Consider the following 25,128-nt stretch of genomic DNA (forward strand, 5'->3'; position numbering starts at 1 on the left):
GTCCACAGCTCTGCGCCGCCGGTGAGGAGGACGGAACCGAGCAGGTGTGCGTCGATCAGACGAACCGGACCGCTCGCTGCAGCGTGGTGCGGGCCGCGAACAGGTCCTCGGCGCTCAGGAACGGCACCCCCGGCAGTCCATGGGCGAGCCGGTCGGCCAGCGCTCCCCGGCGCACCACGAACCGGGGAACACCCCGCTTCGTGCCCAGGGCGGCCAGGTCCATGCTCAGCGCGTCATCGTCGAGCACGATCACCAACGCTGACGGCCGCACCCGCCAGCGCCTGGCCACCCGGGCGCGCTCGGCGAGCTCCTTCATCGGGCGGGTGCCCTTGGCCAACCCGGTGCTGACCAGCTTCTTCCCCTGCACGGTCACCGGCGCACCCCAGTCCTCGGACTGCACGATGAACAGGCCGGTGGGGCCGAGCACCACGTGGTCGATCTTCGCCGGGTTCGTCGGTGCGGCCGAGGCATCCCGCGCCCAGGTCTCGTTGCCGCGGCCGGTGGCCACGTCGTGCCAGAGGGTGAAGGCTGACCCCAGCTCGGCGAGCAGCCGGGCGGTCGCCTCCTCCGCCTGCGCATCAGCCAGCGCGTGCCGGATCTCCGGCGGCGCGCTGGTCACCAGTCGCGCCTCGTAGGGGTCCTCGATCGCCACCCCACGGCCCACCCACTCGCGCAGCAGGGTCAGGTACCGCTCCCGTGACCACCCGCCCGGGTGACCGGAGGACCGGGCGCGTGAGGGTGCCCGGGTGCCACCCGCCGTCGTGCCCGAGGTCCACACTCTCCCGGGCGAGTAGTCGAACGGCGCGCTACTGCCCGAGCCGGCTCCGCCTGTCCCGGAACCGGACCTGCCGCGCCGCGCTCCGCCGTCGTAGGCAGCACGTTCCCTTGCGTGCGCGGCATCGTAGGCGCGCCGCGCAGCGGGGGTGCCGACCAGCTGCCACGCCTGCTGCACGGCGAGGAACGCGTCGGCATCGCCGCCGGTGTCCGGATGGCTGCGGCGCAAGCGCGCGACGGTAGGCACGCCGCAGCGCCTCAGGGCTCACCTCAGGAGTGACCCCGAGCACCTGGTACGGCGAGGTGTCGGACATCTGGTCGGTCACGGATCGGCTTTCAGGGCAGGGACACGGCTGGCCTCACGGTACCGCGAGTGGCTGGACGTGCGGGCAGGTCAGCGGGCGCAGGTGGGCACCATGCCAGTCAGAGCCGCACCGGGTCCACCAACATCCCGGCCGGGGTGCGCACCCACCACACCTTCTCGGTACGTAGCTCGTGGCCGGTGCTGTACCGATAGTCGAAGATGCGGGCGCGCACCCAGGCCGGCCGATCGCCGTCGAACGGATCGCGAGCGAGCAGCCGCAACGTAGCCGGATCCGCTTCCAGCAGCCGGAACAGGAACGGTTCGAACCAGCTCAGCTGGGCCCGCGAGCCCAACGCCAGGAACCACATGCCCCAGTCCAGGCGCAGATGGTAGGGCGCCCACTGTCGCGGCCACCGGCGCACGTCACCGGGCTTGCCGGCGAAGCCGTACTCGCGCCAGTCGGCCTCGGTTGGATCTGGATCGGCGGTGCCCTCCACCACGATCTCCTGCCGCCGCCGGGTGATCGAGCCGAACGCGCCGTAGGCGCCTACCAGGTGCCAGCCGTTGAACGAGGCGTTCATCAGCTGACGGCGGCTGACGAGGTTCCGCGCCGGCCGCCAGCTCAGCCACAGCACCAGGAGGCCCATCGCGCACACCGCCACGATCAGCCCGACCGGGCCGCTCGCCCGCACCGCCTGTTCCCCGGTGAGTACACCGTCGCTGACGGCAGCGAACGCCAGCAGCATGGTCAGCCAGTTCAACCAGGCGAAGTTCCCGGACGCCACCAGCCACAGCTGGGTCACGATCACCGCCGCGGCGGCCCAGGTAGCGATCGGCTGGGGGAAGAACAGCAACCACGGCACCCCGAGCTGCACCACGTGGTTGGCCGCCACCTCAACCTTGTGCAACGGCCGCGGCAGGTGGTGGAAGAACCAGCTCAGCGGGCCGGGCATCGGCTGCGTCTCGTGGTGGTAGTACAACGCGGTCAGGTCCCGCCACGCCTCATCGCCGCGGATCTTGATCATCCCGGCACCGAACTCCACCCGGAACACCAGCCACTTGATCGCCAGCAACGTCACGATCGGCGTGCCGGTCGCATCTGAGCCGAGGAACGCCGCCAGGAACCCGGCCTCCAGCAGCAGCGACTCCCAGCCGAACCCGTAGAGGAGGCCGCCGATGTTCACGATGGAGAGATAGAGCAGGTACATCGCGCCGAACACGAGGAGCGGTACCCACCAGGGCCCGCGCTGCGGCAACCCGGCCACGACAGCTGCGGCGAGCACGATCCCGACCCCGGCCACCACCCGCAGCATCCGGTCGGAGTAGTGGCGGTGGAACAAGGTCGGCAGGGCGCGCCACGGCAACCTCCCCGCGTGCGGGCGGGCCGGGATCAGCCCGCGTTCCCCGAGCAGGACCGGGAACTGCCGCAGCGCGGCGACGAACGCCACCAGGTAGACCAGCGCGATCCCCCGCTGGAGCACGAACCGAGCAACGTCGTAGTCCTCGGCGACGAACCAGCCGATCCCGTCCACTGCACTCGACCTCCGCCCCGCACGGTATCGCGGGTGCAGCCGCTCAGCAGGGCGCCGGGACACTGCCGGGCCGGGACACCGCCGGGCCGGGACACTGCCGGGCCGGGACGGTGCCCGGCCGGGACGGTGCCCGGCCCGGGAGGCGGATCGCGCCGGGGATCGCGGCCGCGGGGAACAAGATCCGCAGCAGCGGTGTTGGCTACGCCATGACCCACCACGCCCCTGCCGTGGAGCGAATCGGGATCGGCGTCGTGCTCATGCTGGCCGCACTCACCGCGATCGGCCCGCTCACGATCGACCTCTACCTCGCTGCCTTCCCGGAGATCGTCACCGACCTGGCCACCACCCCGGCCAAGGTGCAGCTGACGATGACCGCCACGTTGGCCGGCCTTGCCCTCGGGCAGCTGATCATCGGCTCGGTGTCGGACTCCTTCGGGCGGCGGCGCCCGCTGCTGATCGCGCTGACGGTGTACGTTCTCGTCTCGCTGGCCATCATCGGGGTCGGTCAGGTGGAGACGCTCACCGCGCTGCGGGTGCTGCAGGGCCTGTCCGGTGCTGCCGGCATGGTGCTGTCCCTGGCGGTGGTCCGGGACCGGTTCGGCGGTATCGGTATCGGCAAGGTGATCTCCCGGCTGATGCTCGTGGTGGGTGTGGCGCCGATCCTGGCGCCGACGATCGGTGCGCAGATCCTCCGCTTCGGCGACTGGCGGACCATGTTCGCGGTGCTCGCCGGGTTCGGCGTGCTGCTGTTGGTGCTCGCCTCGGTGTTTCTGAAGGAGTCCCTCCCGCCGGAGCGCCGGCGCCGCGGGGGAGTGCGGGCCGCCCTGGCCTCCTATCGGTCCCTGATCACCGACTGGTCCTTCATCGGTGCGGTGCTGATGGGCGCGTTCTACATGGGGGCGATGTTCACCTACGTGGCCTCCTCCACCTTCGTGTTCCAGGAGGGCTTCGGGCTCACCGCCAGCGAATTCGGCTACATCTTCGGCGCAGGGGCGCTGGCGGTCACCGCCGGCTCCCAGGTCAACGGCGCCCTGGTCGGCCGGCTGCGCCCGGAGCGGATCGTCACCGTGGTGATCGCGGCCGGCTGGGTGCTCGCGCTCGGGCTGTTCGTGCTGACCCTGACCGTCTCCGGTGACGGGCAGGGCTTCTGGCCGCTGGTGCTGGTGCTCGTACCGACGCTGAGCACGGTGGGATTCGTGCTGCCCTCGGTCCCGGCGATCGTGCTGGAGAGCAACGGCCACCGGGCCGGCTCCGCCGCTGCGCTGAACGGGGCGATGGGCTTCGTGCTCGGCGCGCTGATCACACCGATCAGCGGCATCCTCGGCGGTACTGCCACGGCGATGGCCGGGGTGATGTTTGGCGTGATCACGATCTCCGCGATGCTGCTGCTGGCGGTGCGCCGTGGCTGGTCGACGGAGAGGGTGTCGCGCGTCGACGCGCTGGTGGCCGGCCCGGAGGTGCAGGAAGAGGCGCTCAGGCCCTGATCCGGCGGCCGAGGCGGATCCGGCGGTCCGCAGCGGGTCTCGCGGTCACTCCCAGGCATCCATATGCCGGTGGTGCGGACCCTCGGGGGGTACGTACTCCACGTGGTGCTCGGGGTCCAGGTAGGTGCGCGCGAAGGTGAGCGAGGCGGCCAGGTCCGCCACACGTTCCGCCGCCGAATACGCGCGCCGGGTGCTGATCTCCACCACCACGTCGCCAAGGAAGTTGCGGCGGCTCAGCTCGGTGAGCACCTCGGCGCACGGCTGGGTTCCTCGGCCGGGCACCAGGTGCTCATCCATCATCGACGCCGTCCCGTCGGCAAGGTGCAGATGGGCCAGGCGGTCGGCGAACACGTCCAGCAGCTCCCGGCTGTTCTGCCGCGCCACCGCTGCGTGGGAGAGGTCGAGGGTGACTTTGTCGTAGTCGTGCTCCGTGGGGTCCCAGCCGGGCAGGTAGGCCTTCATCTCCCGTTTGCGCCCCCGCCAGGGGTACATGTTCTCGACGGCGATCGTCACGTCGCTCCCCTCGTTCAGCTCCCGTACGTGCTCGGCGAAGCCCCGGGCGTACCGGTACTGCCAGCGGAACGGCGGATGCACCACCACAGTCGGGGCGCCCAGATCCTCGGCCAGGGCTACCGTCTGGTCCAGCTTCCCGCCCGGTGAGGCGCCCAGCACCTTCCGGGAGAGCAGCAGCGTGGGTGCGTGGATGCTCCGGATCGGCATTCCATAGCGTGCACTCAGCTTGGACAGGGTCTTGCGATCCTGGCTGGTGGGGTCGGCGAGAACCATCACTTCGATACCGTCGTATCCCAGTTCGGCAGCGATCTCGAAGGCGAACGGAGCTTTGCGGGGATAGACGCTGACCGTAGAAAGGGTCACGGCGATCGAGCTCCCGCCCGGTTGCGGCTCCAGGGTCTCGTCGGCGGTCTCGACCATCCCGTCAGGGTAGCCCGGGGGCCTGGGTGCTGCTGACCGGCCGAGACCGGGAGGTGCGGGCCCTAGCCGCTTCAGGGCTCCACCACGCTCGCTGGCAGGTGGGCGTCGAAGCCGTCGATCGACCGGGCGTTCTTCTGCCTCTGGTACTGCGTCAGCCCGTCCGGACCTCGCCGATCCGCCCAGGAGTGCATCAGGTCGCGCTGGCCGACGAAGTCGTACAACGGCACGCCGAAACCACAGGAGGTCTGGCACTCGGTGACCGTGACGTCGAAGACCTGCCGGGCGCCGAGGAGCGGGGGAAACAGGCCGCTGCACTCGTCCCAGTCCGTATCGTCGGGCTGCACCGCGCGGGCCTGGCCGTACAGCCGCAGGATCCACGGCTTGCCCTCGAAGGCACAGAACATCAGCGTGATCCGCGGGGTCCAGCGCGATGTGCGCGGCGGTCTCGTTGCCGGAGCCGGTGCCGTTCAGCCAGGCCACCCGGTTCGGGCCGAGCACCCGGAACGAGTCCAGGCCTTTCGGGGAGACGTTCACCCGACCGTCGGGTGCCGCGGAGGCAACGAAGAACATCTGCTGGCGTTCGATGAACCGGACCAACTGCGGCTCGAGGGTGTCGTAGAGCTTGGCCATCACCCCATTGTGCCGCGCCGCACCGCCGTGGCTCGTGCTCGTGTGTGGCCTGGCTGGGGTCCGGACCACAGTGGAGTCACACACGAGGCCCGCAGGTGGTCAGGGTTGAGGCAGTGAACCGAACAGTCGCGCCACGTGGGCCGGGTCCACCGCCGCGAGTGAGGCGTGTTGCCACTGTGGGGCGTTGTCCTTGTCCACCAGCAGGGCCCGGACCCCTTCGACGAAGTCCGAGCCGGGCAGGAACGCCGTACCGAGCCGCAGGTCTTGGTCGAGTACCTGAGCAACGGAGCTCATCCCGGTGGCCCGCCGCAGCGCCGCGAGCGCCACAGTCACCGAGAGTGGCGACCGTGAGCGGAGCAGCCCGGAGGCGGCCCGAGCCTCGGCGGCCGGGTGTGTGCTGAGCGCGGCCTCGATCGCCGCAGCGTCGTTGCCGGTGTAGCAGGTGTCGATCCAGGCCCGCTGGGCGATCAGCCCGCTCACCGGTGTCCGATCGCCGACCGAGGCGTCCAGCTCCTCCCCAGCCGCCAGCCGGGCACAGATCGTCGGCCACGCCGCGGGCGCGATGAGTGCATCGGCCAACCCGACGGCGATCGCGTCCGCTCCGGACATGCTGGCCCCGGTCAGGGCCAGGTGCGTACCCACCGCGCCCGGCCCGCGGGACAGGTAGTACAGCGCCCCGACGTCCGGGAAGAACCCGATGCCGGTCTCCGGCATCGCCGCCGTGGTCCGCTCGGTGACCAGCCGCAGGGACCCGTGCGCGGACAGCCCGATCCCGCCGCCCATCACGACCTGGTCCATGAACGCCACATACGGTTTCGGGTAGTCGGCGATCGTCGCGTTCAGCGCATACTCCGCCTGCCAGAACCGCACGGGATCGGCGGAGCCGGTGACCACCCACTCCCGGATCTCTCGCACGTCCGCGCCGGAGCACAGCCCGCGGTCCCCGGCGCCGTCCAGGGCCACGGCGGTGATCGTCTCGTCGTCGGCGAAGTCCTGCAGCTGGCTCGTGATCGCCTCGATCATGGCCAGTGTGAGCGCGTTGATCGGCCGCGGCCGGTTCAACCGGATCCGGCCCAGCGCGCCCTGCCGCGCGACCAGCAGTTCCTCGGCCGGTGCGGTCCAGTCGGGTTCACCGCTGAGCATCGGGACTCCTCAGGTCGGGGCACGGGCGCAGTCTCAGTATGCCCACGCAGTGCCGGCCCTGCAGGCGGGCGCCCGCCGCCACCGCGGGCCAAGTCCCGTCGCCACCCGCGGGTCAACTCCTGCCCGCACCCGCGGGCCAAATCCCGCCCGCACCCCTGGGCCAACCGCGGCGCCACAGCGGGCCACCCCCGGCGCCAGAGTGCTGACCAGGGATCTAGCGGCCGAGCACCGGATCAGGCGCTGCGGCGCTCCTGGTGCAACTGGGCGTCCAGCGCGTCCAGGTCCTCGAGCAGCGCCATCTCCGCTGCATCCAGACCTTCGCCGGCCGCTCGCATTCGCAGTGCGTCCTCACCGTCAGCCACTGCGGCCAGCACGGTGTCCCGCTCGAGCCGCGCCCGGCGGGCCTCCGCCTCGCTCAGCATCGTCCGGTGCTGCTGGTGTGCTCCCACCATGGTGTGCTCCCTTCTCTTCCTTCTGCACCCGAGTGTGCCCTCCAGGTGTGACATTCCCGGGGGACGGCACACGCGAGGTGACGAACGCCGTCGAAAATCTCACGATCCGAAACGCCTTCTCCCAGCAAGTGAAGGCGGGTACGATCGAGGCACACCATCCAGAGCGGCTGAGAGTCCTGGCTCGACGACGCCGCAGCAACCCCCCAACGGAAGCCTCCCGCGGGGAAGGGTGCTACAGCCAGGATCGATGGAGTCGATTCATGAAGGCATATCTTTCCCGGTGGGGGCACCGATGAGTACCGCCCCGCTACTGTCCATGCCCGGCCGTGGTCCGAGCGTCTCGTTCGAGCTCTACCCGCCGCGCACCCCGCGCGGACAGGAGAACGTGCGCCGTACCGTCGCCGCGCTTGCCGAGGCCGACCCGGACTTCTTCTCGGTCACCTACGGCGCCTCGGGCTCGACCCGCACCACCTCCCGCGAGCTGATCGAGGAGATCCTCGCCAGCACCGATGTCACGCCGTTGGCGCATCTGACCTGCGTCGGCGCCAGCGCCGAGGACCTCGGCGAGTACGTCTCCTCACTGCTTGACCGGGGCGTCCGGGACTTCCTCGCTCTGCGCGGCGACCCGCCGGCCGGTGAGCAGGACTGGCACCCGCACCCGGAAGGGCTGACCCGCTCCGCACAGCTGGTCCGCCTGCTCCGCCGGCTCGCCGCCGAGCAGCATCCCGACCAGCAGGTCAGCGTCTCCGTGGCGACCTATCCGGGCGGAACCTACGACTCCACCGGTGCCCCCGTGGTGCACGCCGATGACGTCGCCGCACTGATCGAGAAGCAGTCCGCCGGCGCGGACTTCGCGATCAGCCAGCTGTTCTACGACGCCCGCCACTATGCCGAGCTGGTCCGCGCTGCCCGCGCCGCCGGCGTACACATCCCGATCGTGCCCGGCATCATCCCACTCACCGATCCGAACCGGCTGCGCCGGATGGTCCAGCTCACCGACGTACCGGTGCCCGAGCACCTGCTGCAACTCCTCGACAACGCACCGGACGCCGAGGAGGCCTACCGCCGCGGGCTGCGCGCCAGTGTGGACCTTCTGCACGCCGTGCTCGAGGCCGGCGCTCCCGGTGTACACCTGTACACCTTCAACTCTGCCCGCGCCGTGCTCGATCTTCTCTATCAGTCCGACCTGCGGCGAATGCCGGTCGCTCCCCGCTGAGCACGCCGCCCGGCGCACCCCCCACCCCCTCGCCGCACCCTAGGCGCGGCCGTCTTTGGAGACCCCTGATGAGTCAGCCCCTGCCCACCGCCACCATCCTCGGCTACCCCCGGATCGGCCCGAACCGTGAGCTCAAGCGCGCCCTGGAGGCCTACTGGGCCGGCCGCAGCAGCGCCGAGGAGCTACGCACGGCGTCCGCCGCCGTCCGCCGCGGTACCCGTACCCGCCTCACCGAACTCGGCCTGGACCCGGCCACTGCCGCGATCCCCTCCGACTTCGCCCACTACGACCAGGTGCTCACCACGGCGCTCCAGGTGGGTGCAGTTCCCGCGCGGTTCGGCATCGAGCCCACCGGTACCCCCCTCGGCCTGGACGAGGAGTTCCGCCTCGCTCGCGGCGATGCCGAGACTCCGCCGTTGGAGCTGACCAAGTGGTTCGACTCCAACTACCACTACCTGGTGCCGGAGATCTCCCCGACCACCGGGCTCCGGCACATACCCGGTAGCCAGGCCGTCACCGAGTTCGGCGAAGCACTGGCCGACGGGGTGCTCACCCGCCCGGTGCTGGTGGGGCCGGTGACCTTCCTGCTGCTGGCCAAACCGGAGAACCCCGGAGACCCGGCACCGCTGGAGCGGCTGGACGATCTGCTTGCCGTCTACATCGACTGGCTCGCCGAGCTGGCCGGCGCCGGTGCCACCTGGGTGCAGCTGGATGAACCGGCCCTGGTCGCCGATACCTGGGAGGTGCCCGCGGAGCAGGTCACCGCCGCGGCCGAGCGTGCCTACCGCGTGCTCGCCGGTTCGGCCGCGCGGCCGTCGCTGCTGGTCGCCGCGCCCTACGGCGAGCTGCGGGAGCGGTTCGGCGTACTCGCCAGGACCGGGGTGGAGGCGATCGGCATCGACCTGGTCCGCGGTAGCGTTCCGGACGGGCTGGAGATCGCCGCCGAGCACGGAGCGGGTGTCCTGGCCGGAGTGGTGGACGGGCACAACGTCTGGCGCACCGATCTGGATCGTGCGGCCGCGACGGTGGGTGTGGTCGCCGCACGGGTCGGGCAGGTGAGTGTGGGCACCTCCACCTCGCTGCTGCACGTGCCGCACACCACTGCAGTGGAGAGCGCGCTCAGCGAGCAGCTGCGGAGCTGGCTGGCGTTCGCCGACGAGAAGGTGACTGAGGTACTCACCCTCGCCCGCGCGCAGGCGGGCGAGGACGTCACCGGTGAGTTCGCGGCCGCGCGTTCCGCTCTGGCCGCCCGGGCCCAGGCCGACGGCGTTCGTCGCGCCCAGGTGCGCGATCGGGTCGCCGCGGTGACCGCCGCAGACATCCACCGCGCCGACTACGCCGACCGGGTCGAGGCGCAGCGCACCCTGGGCCTGCCGGTGCTGCCGACCACCACGATCGGCAGCTTCCCGCAGACCACCCAGCTGCGCCAGGCGCGCGCCCGGCTGCGTACCGGTCAGCTCGACGCCGCCGGGTATGAGCAGGTGATCCGCGCCGAGATCGCCGCGGTGATCCGGCTGCAGGAAGAGCTCGGCCTGGACGTGCTGGTGCACGGCGAACCGGAGCGCAACGACATGGTGCAGTACTTCGCCGAGCATCTGGACGGCTTCGACGTCACTCAGCACGGCTGGGTGCAGTCCTACGGGTCGCGGTGCACCCGACCGTCGTTGCTCTGGGGGGACGTGAGCCGGCCCGCGCCGATCACCCCGGCCTGGTCCGGCTATGCCGCCTCGCTGACCGAGAAGCCGGTCAAAGGCATGCTCACCGGGCCGGTGACGATTCTGGCCTGGTCGTTCGTGCGCGATGATCTCCCGCTGGCGGAGGTGGCCAGCCAGGTGGCGCTGGCGTTGCGGGACGAAGTCGCCGACCTGGAGGCTGCGGGGATCCGGATCGTGCAGGTGGACGAGCCCGCGCTTCGGGAACTGCTGCCGCTGCGCCGGGAGGACCAGCGCGCCTATGTGGACTGGTCGGTGGCCGCGTTCCGGCTGGCCACCGGCGGCGCCGCAGCGGGCACGCAGGTGCACACCCACCTCTGCTATTCGGAGTTCGGTGAGGTGATCGACGCCATCGATGGGCTGGACGCGGACGTCACCTCGATCGAGGCGGCGCGTTCGGCGATGGAGGTAGTGCCGGAGCTGGCCGCTGCGCGGTTCGGCCGCGGTCTGGGCCCGGGGGTGTGGGACATCCATTCCCCGCGGGTGCCGTCGGTGGAGGAGGTCGCGGGACAGTTGCGGCTGGCCGACGGCGGGCTGCAGCGGGGGCAACTGTGGGCGAACCCCGACTGCGGGCTGAAGACCCGCGGATATTCCGAGACGACGGCGGCGCTGACGAACCTGGTGGCAGCGGCCCGGCAGGTGCGCGCGGAGCGCTGACCAGACGGCTGGCTCCCGATCCACATCTCCCTGCGCCCCGGCACCCGGGGCACTCCTCGCCCTGCCCCTCTGCGCCCCGGCCCGCTGCCCGCTCCTCCCGGCCCCCGGCCCCGGGCCCCGGGTCATCGGAGGCAATCTGCGGGGTCGGAGGCAGGTTCTACCTTGGTTCCGATCCCGGAAGCTACCTCCGATAGGGGGATCGATACCTGCTGCGGTGAGTCGTTACCCGGGAGCGCTACTCAGTGCGCTGGGTAACGACTGGATCGATTCAGCGGGCGAGGGCGGGCGAGGGAGCGCGCGGCCGGGCGGCAAGGCGGGTGGGTGGGCTGGAGTGGGGCTGGGTGCGGGACGAGTGGCGCGGTCAGTGATGGCGCGGCCGGCGGGGTTGCGCGCGGCGGCAGAGCTCGATGAAGCCGCCGAGCTCGCGCAGCTCGCCAGCCTCCCAGGGCAGGTACCGGGTCAGGGCCCGGGAGCGGACCAGGATCGCAGCCCACTGACCTCGGGAGATCGCGACGTTCAACCGGTTCGGCGAGAGCAGGAACTCCAGCCCACGGGGCGTGGACTCTGCTGAGGACGTGGCCAGCGAGATCAGCACCACAGCGGCCTGTTGCCCCTGGAACTTGTCCACAGTGCCGACTCGGACCTCGGGCAGCCCGGCCGCGGCCAGATCGTGCCGCAGGCGCTGCACCTGCGCGTTGTAGGCGGCCACCACCAGGACGTCAGCGGGGGCGAGCGGGCGGGTCTGGCCGTTGGTCCAGCTGCGGTCCAGCAAGGACTCGAGCTGGGTGATCGCTTCGGCAGACTCCTCCGGGGAGTCCACGGTGCGGTGGGTGTGGTCCAGAGTGACTACATGCAGCCCGGCGTCGAGGCCATCGAGGTGCCGCTCGGCGGCTACCGGGTGGCTGTGCAGCTGCCCGTCGTAGTACAGCTCGGAGACCGGGCTGCACAGCGCCGGATGCAGCCGGCGGGTCTGCTCCAGTAGGTACCCATGCGTCGACGGCAGCGTGGCATGCCCGTGGGCAAGGCGGCCGAGGGCTGACTCGTCGACCGGGGCCGCATGGCTGCCCTGACTCACCTGGGGGAGCTGTTGCGGGTCGCCGAGCAGGAGGAGTCTGCGGGCGGCGGTAGCCACAGCGAACGTGTTCGCCAGGGCAAACTGGCCGGCCTCGTCGATCACCAGCAGGTCCAGCTCGCCGGCATCGAAGCGGCGCCGGTTCGCGAAGTCCCACGCCGTGCCGCCCACCACTGCGCCATGCTCGGCGTGCCGGGCGAGGAAGCCGTGATGGCCGTAGGTCTCCAGGGTGACCCACGGGGGCTCCTCGGCTTCGACGATACCGAGCGCCGCGAGGTCCTCGGTGCGCGGGACGCGCGCACGCTTACCGATCTGCTCGGTGGGCAGGCCGGCGTCGACCAGGCCGTGCAGCACGTGCTCGACCACGGCGTGCGACTGGGCCACCACGCCAACCCGCCACCCCAGCTCCTGCACCAGTCGGGCGATCACCTGGACGCCGAGGTAGGTCTTCCCGGTGCCCGGTGGGCCCTGAACAGCCAGGTAGGAGTCGTCGGTGGCGGTGAGAGCGGACACCACAGCCCCTGCCGTACCGTCCGCATCGGTACCCGCTCGCGGCGGTAGCGGTTGCTCCCCGCGCAGCCGGGGCGGGATACCGGCCGCGATATCGAGTGCGGCGGCCCCGACCCGGGCACCGGTGGCCTCCCGGTCCGCAGCGCTGGGAGCTGTCGGGTTCGGAGGGTCACCACCCGAAGCGCCAGGATCGCCATCGGCCGCGCTTGCGCCGGCTCCAGCGGCATCGCGTTCGCCGTCGCCATCGGTGATCCCGTGTGCGGCGAGCTCCCCGCGGGCGACCAGCTCGATCGCCTGCACCAGCGCTCGTGCCGGCGGCGGGGGACCGGGGGTGACCAACACCGGATCCGCGGTCAGCTCCCCGGCCTCGGGAGGGACCGACTCGCTCAGCGTGACCCGGTCCAGGCCGGTCGGCGACACGTCCCGGGAGACCACCTTGGCCCGTATCGCCGCCCGGTCACAGCCGGCGGGCGGCGTGAGTCCCGCGGGCAGCGGCGCGTCATAGACCACGAACACCTGCCCACCGGGCTCCACGGTGCTGCCGGTGCCGAACCGGCCGGCCAGGTCGAGCAGCGTGCGGGTGCGGCCGTACTCGTTGGCCACAGTGCGGCGCCGGGTATGGAACACCTCGAGCACGTCCCGAGTGTCGCTGACCCCACGGTCGCTGCGCAGCCGGTCGAAGTGTTCGCGCCAGTACGGGTCGTCTTCCTGACGGTGGTACTCCAGGGCAGCCGCGAGCAGCGGACCGAGCGGCTCGGGCACGTGCCGATGCAGCGCCTCGGCCAGCCGGCGCCGCTCCTGCTGTTCCGGGGTCTCCTCCACCTGCCCGGACCAGTCACCCGAGGGCTGGAACTCCGCGCCGGTCATCGCCGCCACGAACGCTGCCGACGGCGGCTGATCCGCGGCGGCTGCTCCGTCCCTCCCTGCCCCGGATGGACCGGCGGCACCCTGCTCAGCGAGCGCCGCCTCCCGCTGGGTGATCAGCCAGTCCCGCAGGCGGAGCGTGGACAGACAGTCGTACCGGTTGTACTCAGCGAGCTCGGCCAACCGTGCCTCGAACCCGGCGACGTCACCGGCATCGCGCAGTGCCTGCGCCTGTGCGTAAGCGAGCACCGAATCGCCACCAGAGGTGACGCCGTCGGCATTGCGTAGCTCACTGCCCATGTACAGCGGCTCGAGCTTCTTGATCGAGTACGAGCGCTGCGAGACGCGCACCGAGTGCTTCACCGTGGCGTACAGGTCGATGAACACCCCGGCGGCGATCAGCTCCTCGACCTCCTCGACTCCCACCTGATGCCGCTCGGCCAGCCGGCGCAACGTCGCTGTCTCGTACGCGGCGTAGTGGTACACGTGCATGTCCGGGAACTGCTCGCGCCGCCGGTGGAGATAGTCCAGGAAGTCCCGCAGCGCCTGCCCTTCGGCGGCGCGGTCATGGGCCCAAAAGCTGACGTACTCCTGCTCGCCGTCGGCTTGCAGCAGCCCGAACAAGTACTCGATGCCCCAGACCGTCCGGTCGGAGTCCACCCAGAGCGGGTCACCCTCAAAGTCGAAGAACACGTCCCCGGGATCGGGTGCCGGCATCGCCTGCAGCGCGGCGAGGCCGTGCACCTCGGCGAATACCTGCGGCTGGGTGCCCGCGGCCTCAGCCCGCTCCTGGCGTAGCTGCAATTTCGCCTGGGCCTGCAGCCGCCGCCACATCTTCGGATGCACTTTCGGAGCTGGCCGCGGCGCATCGGCGAGCTCCTCGATCGTGGTGATCCCGGCAGCGCGCAGCGCAGTGCGGTGCGAGCCGCGCATACCCCAGACCAGCTTCACGTCCCGGTTCGCGGCGACTGCCTCCTGGCAGTAGTCGCACCACAGGCAGGCCTGGTAGCGGTCGTCACCCCAGACCACCGGGCCGTCAGCTGCCCGACCCGCGTCCAGCATCGCCTGCACGTGGGCTCGGTGCTCGCGATAGACCGCGACACTGCCGGCCATGTCCTGGGTCGCGATCGTGCCATCGCCCAGGTGCAGCACAGTCTCCGGCGCCACCTCGATCCCGGCCGCGAGCAGCTGGTCGGCGTACGCCGCGAGCTGCAGCACCGCGCCCGGCTTCACCGAGCGGGCCAGCTTGGTATCCACGACGGCGTAGCTCACCTGCCCCTGTGCGCTCACCTGCCGCACGAGGAAGTCCGAGCGACCGTGGAACCGGCCGTCGAAGAACCCGCCCTGGAACACCACATCGGCACCGGAGCGCAGCGCCCGCCGGGTACGCTCGGCGTGCGCGCGCAGCGTCGCCGCGGTGTAGTCCTCCGGAACGGCGATCTCCACCACGCCGGTACCGAACCGCTGCCGATAGTCGGCCAGCACCTGGGCCTCGTGCTCGTCCCCGAGCCGGGCGGAGTAGTCCCGCATCGCATTCTCGACCCGGAGCCGGGGGCGGCGCCCGAGCTTCTCGTCCAGCTTGCTGAGCAGAGCGAACTCGCAGTCCCGGGCCAGGGTCAGGTCGCTGGCGCTGTAGACCAGAGTGTCGTCCTGCAAGAACACGAGCTCTCCTTGGGATGTGCTGCTCAGCCGGTTGCCGTTCGGCGCAGTACCGGGCTGCCTTCGCTGGTGAGGCTATCGGTGCCCGCCGACATCCCGGTGCCGCTATCGCCCGGCCGCCGACCGACTTCCTCCCGTCCCGTGCCATCGGAGGCAAGCTTCGGGGTCGGAGGGACGTCTGCCTTGCCTCCGATCCCGGAAGTTGCCTCCGATAGCGGGATCGACACCGGCCCCGGATCCGCCGGTGATGCCCGGCTCCGCCGCGTCGCATCCGGAGAGCACCTCACCGATGGCCCCGAGCTCCTCGGCGGAGACGCCGAGCCCGTAGGCGTCCTTCACCAGCACCTGTTGCACCACGTACGCACAGTGGAAGCCAGCGTCCGGGGGAAGCCAGGAGGCGGCGTCGTCGGCCTGCTTGTCCTGGTTCACCTGACCATCGACCGGGATGAGGTTGGCCGGATCGTTCGCGAACTGCAACGCCAGGTCCGCCGGCCACTCGGCTGCCCCCTTGCGCCAGGCATCCGCCAGGGCCACCACGTGGTCGATCTGGACGGCGGCGCTGGTCTGCGGCCCGCGCCGGAACTCCACCAGGTGCCCGGTGTACGGATCGGTCAACTGGCCGGTGACCACCACGCAGTCCGCCACCGGATCGAGCCGGGTGTCTCTGAGCCAGGCGCGGAGCACGTCGTTGCGGGTGTCGCAGCCGTTTCCGTCCACATCGGCCCACGGCCGGCCGAAGAACTCGCGGTCATAGTCCGCCAGACCCCGCGGGGCAACCACCGGCAGTCTGGGCAGAGCAGCGCGGGCCCGCTCGAGGCTCGCTGCCGGCACCGGCCAGGGCGGCGCGGCCCGCACGTGCTGCCACCACTGCGGCAGCAGCAGGGCCACCGCGAGAAGCAGGGCGCCGAGCACCACAGCCGTGGTGAGTCGACGTACCGGCTGCCGCTCGCGCATGATGTGATCGTCCCCACTAGCAGGCGATCACGGGAGCCGAGACCGGGCGGGTTGTGGAAAACCTGGCGAGAGCGGCCCCACAGGCCGCCGGACCGGTGGTGATCGACGGGTGATCTTTCCATCCGCCAGCGGGTGATGCGGGGGTGAGTCGCCCTCAACCAGGGCCCGCCACGAGGGGATCCCCCTACTTGCAGTACCGGGTACAAGCGTTGCCATCGCAACGATTCTGAAACGGCAGCCATCAGGTATCGGAGCGCCGCCCGGATCGACGGAGGGCCAGAACGGCTGTGATCCGCCGCACGTTCAGGGGGCAGACGAAACCGGGGAACGTATGTCACGGTAGACCCTGCGGCGAGATTTCCTTGGGCTGGCGACTCCCCCGCGCCAGATTTTCTGCCTTGGTTCACGTCGCTTGCGGCGCCGTCGATCACTCGGCGGCGCCGCTCCTTATTCCGGCCAGGGTTTCCTTATCGAGGGGACCGGCTGGAAGACTGGCGGTATGCCTAGTGATGCCTCGGTGGACCAGCCTCGTCCGGCCGAGATCCGTCGGTGGCGGCGCTACCTGGCGGAGGAGCGTGCGGAAGCGGCGGTCTACACCCAGCTGGCGACGCGCCGCGATGGCGAGGAGCGGGCTATTCTGCTCGAGCTCGCCCGAGCCGAGGGTCGGCACGCAGCACACTGGGAGGCTCTGCTCGGCGAGCATGCCGGCCGGCCACGCCCGCCCGCCCTGCGCTCCCGGCTGCTGATCGCCCTCGCCCGCCGGTTCGGCTCGGTGTTCGTCCTCGCCCTGGCACAACGTGCCGAGTCACGCTCGGACTACGCCGAAGACGACCACGCCACAGCAGCCATGGCAGCCGACGAGCAGATCCACGAGGAGGTGGTCCGCTCGCTCGCGGTCCGGGGCCGGGCCCGCATCTCCGGTACCTTCCGGGCGGCCGTGTTCGGGATGAACGACGGTCTGGTCTCCAACCTCGCCCTGGTGATGGGGATCGGGGCATCCGGGGTGAGCACCGGAACCGTGCTGCTCACCGGGCTGGCGGGTCTGCTCGCCGGCGCACTGTCGATGGGGGCGGGCGAGTTTGTCTCGGTCCGGTCCCAGCGGGAGCTGCTCGAGGCGTCCACCCCGAGCGTCACGGCGCACCAGGCGGTCGGGGACCTGGACGTGAACGCCAATGAGCTCGCGCTGGTCTACCGCGCCCGCGGGATGTCCGCCGAGGAGGCGCAGGCTCGGGCCGAGGAGCGGCTGGCGACGCACAATCCGACCATCGCGCCCCAGCATGCGGCGGCGCACTCCTTGGAGGAGATCGGCTCGCCGTGGCAGGCGGCCCTGTCCAGCTTCGGCTTCTTCTCCTCGGGAGCGATCATTCCCGTGCTGCCCTACCTGCTCGGCCTGACTGGATGGGCCGCGGTGGGTCTCGCCTCCGGTCTGGTGGGCGTGGCACTGATGGTCACCGGTGCGATCGTCGGCATTCTCTCCGGGGCCGCCCCGCTTCCTCGCGCGCTGCGACAGCTCGCGATCGGCTGGGGTGCCGCCGCAGCCACCTACCTGCTCGGTCTGGCGTTCGGCGCCACCCTGGCGTGAGGCGCCACGCGGATGATGGACCGCCACCCCGGGGTGGGTCGCCGGTCGGCCGCTGCTGGCACACCGACCTGGCTGCGCCCGGCTCCGGTGCGTCATGGGCGGCGCGGGATGCGACCCTAGAGACATGACGGATCAGCGGACCGACGAACGCCGGGTTGGGGTCAACGAGGGCTCCAAGGCCTGGGCCGAGGAAGCGGTGGAGGTCCTCACCGAGGTAGCGGGCCACTATCTCGGCATCATCACCTATGCCGAGCTGGCCGAGGAGGTTCAGGCGCGGACCCGGCTGCGTACCCGCGCCCCGTTCCGGAACTGGATCGGCGGCGTGCTCGCCACAGTGGTCTCCCGATGTCATGCGCTGGGGCTGCCGCCGCTGACCTCGCTGGTCGTGCACGGTCGCGGGAAGGACGGTGGCACGGAGGAAGGCACCGTGCACGCGCGGTTCACCTGTTACCGCCGCTTCGCCGACGACATCCCGGCCGAGGTTCTCGCCGCCGCGGCCGCTGCCGACCGGGCCAAAGCAGAGGAGGCGGCCGCGTCCACCCGGGCGAGCCGCGCCAAGTCGCGCGCGTCCGCACGCACCCGCGCCCCCCGGGAGCGCCGGCAGAAGGCTACCGAGGAGGCGCCGAAGATCTGCCCGTCCTGCTTCGTGCAGCTCCCGGGATCCGGGATCTGCGACGACTGCGGCTGAGTACGACCGACCGTCCTGGCACGCGGAGGCTCCTTTTTCGAGGTGGAGGCCGGGGACGCCGACCTCCAGACCCGGATGTGGCCTCGGGCCGCTGGGGGCGGCACCCACCGGGCTGGTCAGGCAGACCCGAGCGCGCGGCGCACCTGCGGTGCCAGATCGAACCCGTCCGCGCCGGACATCTCGGGTGCTGGCGTGAACTGCCGCTCCTCACCGGGTTGCACGGTGGGCACCGGTGTCCCGTGCGCGAGTACCTGCTCCCCGGGGGTCAGCTCGCGGATCGCGATCGCTGCCACCCGGTTCGGGTATTCCCGCGCGAACTCGCGATACAGTTGCGGGTCGTGCTGACCGTCGTCGCCCACCAACACCCAGCGGATGTGCGGGAACTCGGCGGCCAGCCGGCGCAGCGCCACCCGCTTGTGCTCCTGCCCGGAGCGGAACCAGCCGGTATTGGTGGGCCCCCAGTCGGTGAGCAGCATCGGCCCGGCGGGGAACCCGTGGCTGCGCAGGAACTGCACCAGTGTGGGCATCACGTTCCAGGCCCCGGTGGATAGGTAGAACAACGGCGCACCGGGGTGATCGGTGAGGATCCGGCTGTACATGCTGGCCATCCCGGGCACCACATGCCGGGCGGTGCCGTGCCGCACGAAGGTGTTCCACAGCGCCACCAGCGGCCGCGGCACCAGGGTGACCAGCGTGGTGTCGTCGATATCGGAGACGATGCCCAGCTGAGCATCGGTGGACACGATCCGCACGCGTGCGGAGATGGTCGCGGCGGCCTTGGCCGAGATCTGTACGTCGTGCCAGCCGGGATCCAGGCCGTGATCGCCCACCGTCAGATCGATGTAGCCGCTGCGGTCGGTGACCGTCCGGTGCGAGGCGCCGCCGACCTGCACGCTCACCGGCAGATAGGAGACCGGCGCGGTCACGTAGGAGCGCCAGCCTCGGCGCGCGATCAGGTCCTCCTGCAGCGAGGCCTTCCCGCCGGCGTCCTGCGAGCGCTGCTGGCGGCTGAGCACCACGCGGCCGAGCACGCGCACGGAGTCGGAGTTGCCGTAGCCGATGTAGCTGATGATCCGCGGCCGCCAGCCGCGCTTGCGCAAGAACGGGATGAGCCGGCGGTGGAAGCCGTCCTCGACCCGGGCGGCCACGTGCGTCGCTGACATACCTACAGGCTAGGCGAGTCGACCGGCCTCGTGCACTGCGCAGCGACCTGAGGTCCGGGTGGAGGTGGCAAAAAGTGCCCAGACATGGGTTGAGGCCGGAGCAGGGGGTACACCGGCCTCAACCAACTGCGCGCCCTTGCGCAGAAGTGACCCCATCGTGGCCCAGATCACGTGGCAGGTCAGCCCCCGAACCCTCATTTTCGGGCAACGATTAGGTCACGATTTGTTCATCGAGCGAACTTCTGCGGAATTCTGCGGCTACTGGATGCCCGCCTCCCGGGCGAGGATCGCGGCTTGCACTCGGGAGCTGCAGTCCAGCTTGGCCAGCACCCGGGAGACGTGCGTCTTGGTGGTGGCCTCGGTGATCACCAGCGTCGCGGCGATCTCCTGGTTCGAACAGCCGCGCGCGATCAGGACGAGCACATCGTGCTCGCGGTCGGTCAGACTCGCCAACGGTCCACCCGCCTCGTGTGCGGAGGCGCCGTTCGGACTGGTCGTGCTTTCGACGGCGCCCGGCCGGGAGGAGGCGAAGGCGGCCAGCAGCCGCCGGGTCACCTCGGGGGCCACGACGCCGTCACCGGTGGCCACCCGGTGCACGGCGGCGATCAGCTCGGCAGCGCCGGTGGACTTCAGCAGGAATCCGGCCGCCCCGGCGCGCAGTGCAGCGAACACGTACTCGTCCAGGTCGAAGGTGGTCAGCACGAGCACCTGGGCCAGCTCCTCGGCGACGATCTCAGTGGTCGCCTCCACCCCGTTCAGCCGGGGCATCTGGATGTCCATCAGCACCACATCGGGGCGCAGGGCGCGTGCGTTGGTCACGGCGGCCTGCCCGTCGCCGGCCTCGCCCACCACCTCGACATCCGGATCGGACTCGAGGATCAGCCGCAGCCCGGCCCGCACCGCAGCGTGGTCCTCGGCCAGCAATACTCGTACGCTCATCGACTCAGCCTTCCTGCTTGCTTGTGCGGGGAGAGGGGGGGGGGCCGGTAGCCGTGCCCGCACCAGCCAGCGCCCGTCGTGCGGGCCGGCCTCCAGGTCACCACCAGCGGCCCGAGCGCGCTCACCCATGATGACGAGACCCAACCCCGAACCCGGGTGCGAGGGCCGATCCAGCCGAGCTCCGCCGTCGGCGTCCGGTACCGCCAGCGCGACGGCGTTACGCACCTCGATCTGGACGTGCTGTTCGGCAGTGGTCACTGTGACAGCCACGGGCGGGCCGCCGTGCTTGGTGGCATTGGTGAGGGACTCCTGCAGGATCCGGTAGGCGGCCTGGTCCACTTCGGTGCTCAGCTCGGGCAGGTCGGGGCAGTCGATCGTGCCGCCGTGATCGCCGACCAGGCGTTCGCGTGCCTCGGCGTCGCTGAACCGGGAAGGCGCACGCTCTGGGGTGGTGCCGCGGAGCAGCTCGATCATCGTGCGCATCTCGGTGAGAGCGTCCAGGCTGAAGGCGCGGATGTTGCTGAGTGTCTCGGTGTCAGCCGGTGCGGGCCGCCGGACCAGTGCCGCCTCGGTCCGCAGCGCGATCGCGGAGAGATGCCCGGCGATCGCGTCGTGCAGGTCGCGGGCCATCTGCTCACGCTCATCCCGCAGCACCTCCTCCTGCCGCATCTCGGCGAGCCGCAGCTGGTCCTGTGCGCGCATCTCCGCGAGCTCGGTGAGCTCGCGCTGCTGACGGACCGAGCGGCCCCACCAGAGCGGTGTGCCGAGCACCGCGAACGACTGCAGGCCGAGGAAGACCGCCCCGCGAGGTCCGCCGAGCGCTGCCCAACCCAGGGCGGTCAAGATCGTGATCGCGATCGCGATGGCACCGATCAGACGGCGTAGCGCGGTCGCCGAACCCACCAGGGCGACGGTGAAGATCAGGTCGACCAGCACCAGCATCACGCCGATGCTGCCGCCGATCGCCACATCCGCGGCGAAGAGGACGGCGCCACCGATCAGGGTGGCGACTGGCGCATCGATCTTGACCACCATCAGTACGCAGCCGATCACCAACAGCCCCACGTGCCACCACACGGGGGGTTCGATCCAGGCCGAGTCGCTGGTGATCATCGTGCCGAAGCCGAGGAGCAGCACCAGGAGGCCGACGATGAGCACCGCGAGTGCGTCGGCCACCGCCCGCCGGCGCGGGGTGGCGCGCAGGCGTTGCCAGAGGTCGGCCAGGTGGATCATGGGCCCCATTCTCGCCGGTCCCGGGGATCGGTGGAATGCGACGAAAGGCGGATGGGTGCGGGCGCGTGCCCGCCGACCGCACCACCTGCCGGCCCTCCGGGCTCACCCATCGGAGGCCATCGCGGCGGTCTGAGGCACGCGCGGGCAACTCAGACCGCCGGAGTTACCTCCGATGCCAGCGTGAGCTTCAGGTCTGCGCCGGCGGGATCGGGAAGTTCGCGCGGAACAGGTTCTCCGGGTCGAACCGGGCCTTCAGCTCGCGCAACCGCGGCAGGTTGGCGCCGAACGCATCGGTCAACCGCTCCGGGCGGGTGTCGGTGTCGAAGGAGAGGTAGAGGCCGTCGGCGTGCTCGGTCATCTCGGCGTCCCAGACCGCATCGATCCGCTGCTGGTTGGAGGACATCGCGGTGAGCAGGAAGTTCTGCCGCCGGTGCGGGTAAGCGGTCGCCTCCGAGGCCAGATCGCCGGCAGCGCCCCCGGTCGCCCGCACCTGCAGGAAGTACGCCGCAGGCGAGGCCGCCACCCGTGCGAATGCGCCGCTCACGTCAGCGTCCAGGTGCTCCACCAGTGCCGAGCGCACCGCCGGGTCTCCGCCGCCGCTGTGCTGACGTTCCGCAGCCTGCAGCACCTGCGCGTAGGGCAGCAGGTAGGCGCGGTGGTCCAGCAGATCACCGGCTCCGGCGAGCCGCTCCAGCATCGGTACCGCAGCGTCGGTGTCCTCAGTGGCGAGAACGGTCATCAGCTGCGCCACCGGACCCTGACTGCCCCGGTTCGGCGACAGGATGAGGAAGCTGGTCAGCTCGCGCGGCGAGGTCTGCACCAGCTCACCCCAGCGCTCGAGCAGCCCGGCCGTGTCGGTCGCGTCCAGGATCATCTGGGAGTACACCACCCGGCGCAGCGGCATCGCCGCCACCTCCACCGAGGTCACCACGCCGAAGTTCCCGCCGGCCCCGCGCAGGGCCCAGAGCAGGTCCGGGTTCTCCTCGGCCGAGGCGCGGGCCACGCTGCCGTCGGCCAGCACCACGTCGGCGGCGAGGACATGGTCGATGGTCAGTCCGTACTGGCGTCCGAGCAGCCCGACCCCACCGGTGGTCGCCAGCCCGCCGACGCCCACCCCGCCGTAGTCCCCGGAGGAGATTGCCAGCTCGTGGTCGGTCAGGGTGTGGGCGACCTTCTCCCAGGTTGCCCCCGCCCCGAGGCGGACCCTGCGCTCGCCGGCGTCGGCCAGCCGCACCTCGTCCAGGGCGCGCAGGTCGAGCACGATGCCGCCGTCATTGGTGGAGCGTCCGCTGATCCCGTGTCCGCCGGAGCGCACCCCGAGCGGCACGTCCTGCTCCCGGGCGTAGCCGAGCGCCTCGACCACCTCCTCGGTGCTTCGGGGAAGCAGCACCAGCCCGGGGGAGCCGGACCGGAGGTAGTTGTGCCGCACCCCGGCGTAGCCCCGGTCCCCGGGTTCGACCGCGCTCGCGGCCAGCGAGGCCGGGACGGCCTCGTAGTCGATCCCCGGGCGCCGCAGCTCCAGCGCGCCGCGACCTCGCCGGGTGGCCGCCGCCGTCGTGCCTCTCGCAGTTCGCTCCGCGGCGACCGCCTCGCGTACGGCCGGTGCGATCTCCTCGCCGAAGGTCTGGATGAGCTGCGGGTCGTCACCGGAGAGGATGAACGTGCCGATGCCGTCCTCCAGGGCGAAGGCGGTGAGCTCGTCCACCCATTGCGCGACCGGACCCTGCAACATGGCGCCGCGGGACTCGGTGATCGCTCCGCCCACGTTCAGTAGCCGGCGCACCTGCGCGGGGTGGCGCCCGGCTTCCTCGGCGGCCTCGTCGATGATCGTGTTCCCGCGCGCCAGGTCACCGTCCTTCATGTAGCCGAGTGAGGGCAGCCAGCCGTCCGCCTCCCGCCCGGTCAGCCGCAGCATCCGCGGCTTATAGGCGCCGAGCCAGATCGGCACGTCATGGGCGGGGGCCGGGCCGCGCTTGGCGCCGGAGACCTGGTAGTGCTCCCCGGCCAGCCGGAACGGCCGGCGCTCGGTGGAGTCCCACAGGCCGCGAATGATCGCCAGTGCCTCGGTCAGCGCCTGGACCGCTTCACCGGGAGAGCGCCGCGGCCCGCCCATCGCCTCGATCGCGTCCCAGAAGCCACCGGCGCCCAGACCGAGCGCGATGCGCCCAGCGGAGAGCCGGTCCAACGAGGCCACCGACCGGGCGAGCACCGCGGGCTGACGCAGCGGAAGGTTCAGCACGTTCCCCGCGATCGTCACCCGCTCGGTCTGCGCCGCCACCCAGCTGATCAGCGTCCAGGTGTCCAGGAAGGCGGGCTGGTACGGGTGGTCCTGGAAGGTGACCAGGTCCAGACCAGCGGCCTCGGTCAGCTGCGCCAGCTGTACCGGCACGTGCGGGTCGGCGTTCTGCGGGGTCAGGAAGGTGCCGAACTGGAGGTCGTGGCCGTAGTCGGTCATCGCGGGCCCCCAGCGGGGTTAGCAACGGATGGGCTCATGCCAGCAGAACCTCGCCCGCCCGGCAGTCATTCCCGCCGTGATGTGGCCGCCCTTACCTGGAACCGGCCGTATCATCTAGCCCAATGCCTGATCAGCGGGAGCTCACCGAGCCGGTGTCCCTCACCCTGCCTGGCGGCCGGTTCAACCCCGGTGCCGCCGGCTGGGCGCGTCAGCCGATCGTGGACACCACCGGGATCGGGCGGGGCCGGGGCCGGAACAAGCGCTGGGAGTACTGGGGTGTGGTGACCCCCGCCCATCTGATCGGGCTGACCATCTCGCATATCGACTATGCGGCGGTGCACGAGCTGTGGGTGCTGGACCGCGCCACCGAGCAGACCTGGAGCCAGAGCGCCACCGTGATCCCCGCCCGTGGGGTGCAGCTGCCGGCCGTGTGCGAGGGCGGGCCCTCGCGCGGCTCTGCGAAGGATCTCGCTCTCGCCATCGATGAGGTCGACGGCGGAACTCGCCTTCGTGCGATCGCGCCCGGTGTGCGTCTGGATCTGCGGGCGGCCCGGCCGGCTGGGCACGAGCGGCTCGCCGTGGTGGTGCCGTGGAGCAGCACCCGGTTCCAGTACACGGTCAAGGACGTCGCCCGGCCGGCGTCGGGCCGGCTCTGGCTGGACGGGGTGGAACACCGGCTGCCCGAGGGCTCGTGGGCTGTGCTGGACCACGGCCGCGGCCGGTGGCCGCATGACATCGAGTGGAACTGGGGTGCGGGCTCTGGGGTCAGCGGCGGCCGGGTGATCGGGCTGCAGGTCGGCGGGAAGTGGACCGAGGGGACCGGGTCCACCGAGAACGCGGTGCTGGTGGATGGCCGGCTGCACAAGCTGCACGGTGAGCTGGACTGGGACTACGACCTCACCGACTGGCGCAGGCCGTGGCGGGTGTCCGGCCGGGGGTTGGCGGCGGAGTTCGTCCCGTTCTACAACAAGCGCTCACACACTGATTTCCTCGTGCTCTCCTCCCGTACGGACCAGTGCTTCGGGCACTGGTCCGGGCAGGTGGACCTCGGTGACGGCGAGCGGGTGGTCTTCTCCGGGCTCGCTGGCTGGGCTGAGGAGGTGCACAACCGCTGGTGACGCGCCGGTAGTGAGCGTGCCGGTGGACCGCGTCGGTCGACCGGCGGCATGGTG

17 protein-coding genes, 1 pseudogene and 1 riboswitch are annotated in these 25,128 nt (G+C 71.1%); of the genes and pseudogenes, 6 read left to right on the top strand and 12 right to left on the bottom strand.

The window, feature by feature from the left end; all coding sequences use genetic code 11:
* Positions 1–55: 55 nt before the first annotated feature.
* Entirely contained in the window at positions 56–1,003 is a 948-nt protein-coding gene (locus tag FU260_RS01380) for a nuclease-related domain-containing protein (RefSeq protein WP_342355247.1), read from the bottom strand.
* Positions 1,004–1,197: 194 nt separating this feature from the next.
* Positions 1,198–2,601 (bottom strand): lipase maturation factor family protein, encoded by a 1,404-nt coding sequence (locus FU260_RS01385; protein WP_147919255.1) that lies wholly within the window; start codon positions 2,599–2,601, stop codon positions 1,198–1,200.
* Between the two features lie 215 nt (positions 2,602–2,816).
* On the opposite strand from FU260_RS01385, the gene FU260_RS01390 reads away from it, so the two are divergent.
* Positions 2,817–4,094 (top strand): multidrug effflux MFS transporter, encoded by a 1,278-nt coding sequence (locus tag FU260_RS01390; RefSeq protein WP_147915436.1) that lies wholly within the window; start codon positions 2,817–2,819, stop codon positions 4,092–4,094.
* Positions 4,095–4,139: 45 nt separating this feature from the next.
* Here the strand turns inward: FU260_RS01390 and FU260_RS01395 are convergent, their stop codons facing one another.
* From FU260_RS01395 to FU260_RS01410, 4 genes are all read right to left on the bottom strand, one after another.
* Positions 4,140–5,027: a sugar phosphate isomerase/epimerase family protein gene (locus FU260_RS01395; RefSeq protein WP_147915437.1), complete on the bottom strand. Its 888-nt coding sequence runs from the start codon at positions 5,025–5,027 to the stop codon at positions 4,140–4,142.
* 71 nt (positions 5,028–5,098) lie between these two features.
* On the bottom strand, positions 5,099–5,431 hold the full coding sequence (locus FU260_RS23965; protein WP_244951260.1) for a hypothetical protein: 333 nt from the start codon (positions 5,429–5,431) through the stop codon (positions 5,099–5,101).
* 325 nt (positions 5,432–5,756) lie between these two features.
* Complete coding sequence (locus tag FU260_RS01405) at positions 5,757–6,800, bottom strand: enoyl-CoA hydratase/isomerase family protein (RefSeq protein WP_147915438.1); 1,044 nt, start codon at positions 6,798–6,800, stop codon at positions 5,757–5,759.
* A gap of 233 nt (positions 6,801–7,033) precedes the next feature.
* Positions 7,034–7,252, bottom strand: a complete 219-nt coding sequence (locus tag FU260_RS01410) for a hypothetical protein (RefSeq protein WP_147915439.1) — start codon at positions 7,250–7,252, stop codon at positions 7,034–7,036.
* A gap of 151 nt (positions 7,253–7,403) precedes the next feature.
* Positions 7,404–7,506, top strand: a riboswitch (SAM riboswitch).
* Positions 7,507–7,544: 38 nt separating this feature from the next.
* On the opposite strand from FU260_RS01410, the gene FU260_RS01415 reads away from it, so the two are divergent.
* Positions 7,545–8,468: a methylenetetrahydrofolate reductase gene (locus tag FU260_RS01415; RefSeq protein WP_168211601.1), complete on the top strand. Its 924-nt coding sequence runs from the start codon at positions 7,545–7,547 to the stop codon at positions 8,466–8,468.
* Between the two features lie 68 nt (positions 8,469–8,536).
* Positions 8,537–10,837 (top strand): 5-methyltetrahydropteroyltriglutamate--homocysteine S-methyltransferase, encoded by a 2,301-nt coding sequence (gene metE / locus FU260_RS01420; protein WP_147915441.1) that lies wholly within the window; start codon positions 8,537–8,539, stop codon positions 10,835–10,837.
* Positions 10,838–11,198: 361 nt separating this feature from the next.
* Here metE and FU260_RS01425 read toward each other — a convergent pair whose 3' ends face one another.
* The gene (locus tag FU260_RS01425) at positions 11,199–14,945 is read right to left on the bottom strand and encodes a TM0106 family RecB-like putative nuclease (protein WP_147915442.1); all 3,747 of its coding nucleotides are present in this window, start codon (positions 14,943–14,945) and stop codon (positions 11,199–11,201) included.
* Between the two features lie 102 nt (positions 14,946–15,047).
* A complete protein-coding gene (locus tag FU260_RS01430; protein WP_147915443.1) occupies positions 15,048–15,896 on the bottom strand; it encodes an HNH endonuclease family protein in 849 nt (282 codons plus the stop codon).
* A gap of 499 nt (positions 15,897–16,395) precedes the next feature.
* On the opposite strand from FU260_RS01430, the gene FU260_RS01435 reads away from it, so the two are divergent.
* Positions 16,396–17,478, top strand: a complete 1,083-nt coding sequence (locus FU260_RS01435; RefSeq protein ID WP_147915444.1) for a VIT1/CCC1 transporter family protein — start codon at positions 16,396–16,398, stop codon at positions 17,476–17,478.
* Between the two features lie 124 nt (positions 17,479–17,602).
* Complete coding sequence (locus FU260_RS01440; RefSeq protein ID WP_147915445.1) at positions 17,603–18,166, top strand: hypothetical protein; 564 nt, start codon at positions 17,603–17,605, stop codon at positions 18,164–18,166.
* Positions 18,167–18,282: 116 nt separating this feature from the next.
* On the opposite strand, the gene FU260_RS01445 is transcribed toward FU260_RS01440, so the two are convergent.
* From FU260_RS01445 to FU260_RS01455, 4 genes and pseudogenes are all read right to left on the bottom strand, one after another.
* On the bottom strand, positions 18,283–19,329 hold the full coding sequence (locus FU260_RS01445) for an App1 family protein phosphatidate phosphatase (RefSeq protein ID WP_147915446.1): 1,047 nt from the start codon (positions 19,327–19,329) through the stop codon (positions 18,283–18,285).
* Between the two features lie 258 nt (positions 19,330–19,587).
* Entirely contained in the window at positions 19,588–20,268 is a 681-nt protein-coding gene (locus FU260_RS23970; RefSeq protein ID WP_148239301.1) for a response regulator, read from the bottom strand.
* 54 nt (positions 20,269–20,322) lie between these two features.
* Positions 20,323–21,510 (bottom strand): annotated as a pseudogene (locus FU260_RS24450) (sensor histidine kinase); the annotation flags it as partial.
* Positions 21,511–21,688: 178 nt separating this feature from the next.
* Positions 21,689–23,956, bottom strand: a complete 2,268-nt coding sequence (locus FU260_RS01455; RefSeq protein ID WP_147915448.1) for an LLM class flavin-dependent oxidoreductase — start codon at positions 23,954–23,956, stop codon at positions 21,689–21,691.
* A 122-nt stretch (positions 23,957–24,078) separates the two neighbouring features.
* Between FU260_RS01455 and FU260_RS01460 the strand changes: the two genes are divergently transcribed.
* A complete protein-coding gene (locus FU260_RS01460) occupies positions 24,079–25,074 on the top strand; it encodes a DUF2804 domain-containing protein (protein ID WP_147915449.1) in 996 nt (331 codons plus the stop codon).
* Positions 25,075–25,128: the final 54 nt, after the last annotated feature.

The organism is Ruania zhangjianzhongii (assembly GCF_008000995.1).
Lineage (GTDB): Bacteria > Actinomycetota > Actinomycetes > Actinomycetales > Beutenbergiaceae > Ruania > Ruania zhangjianzhongii.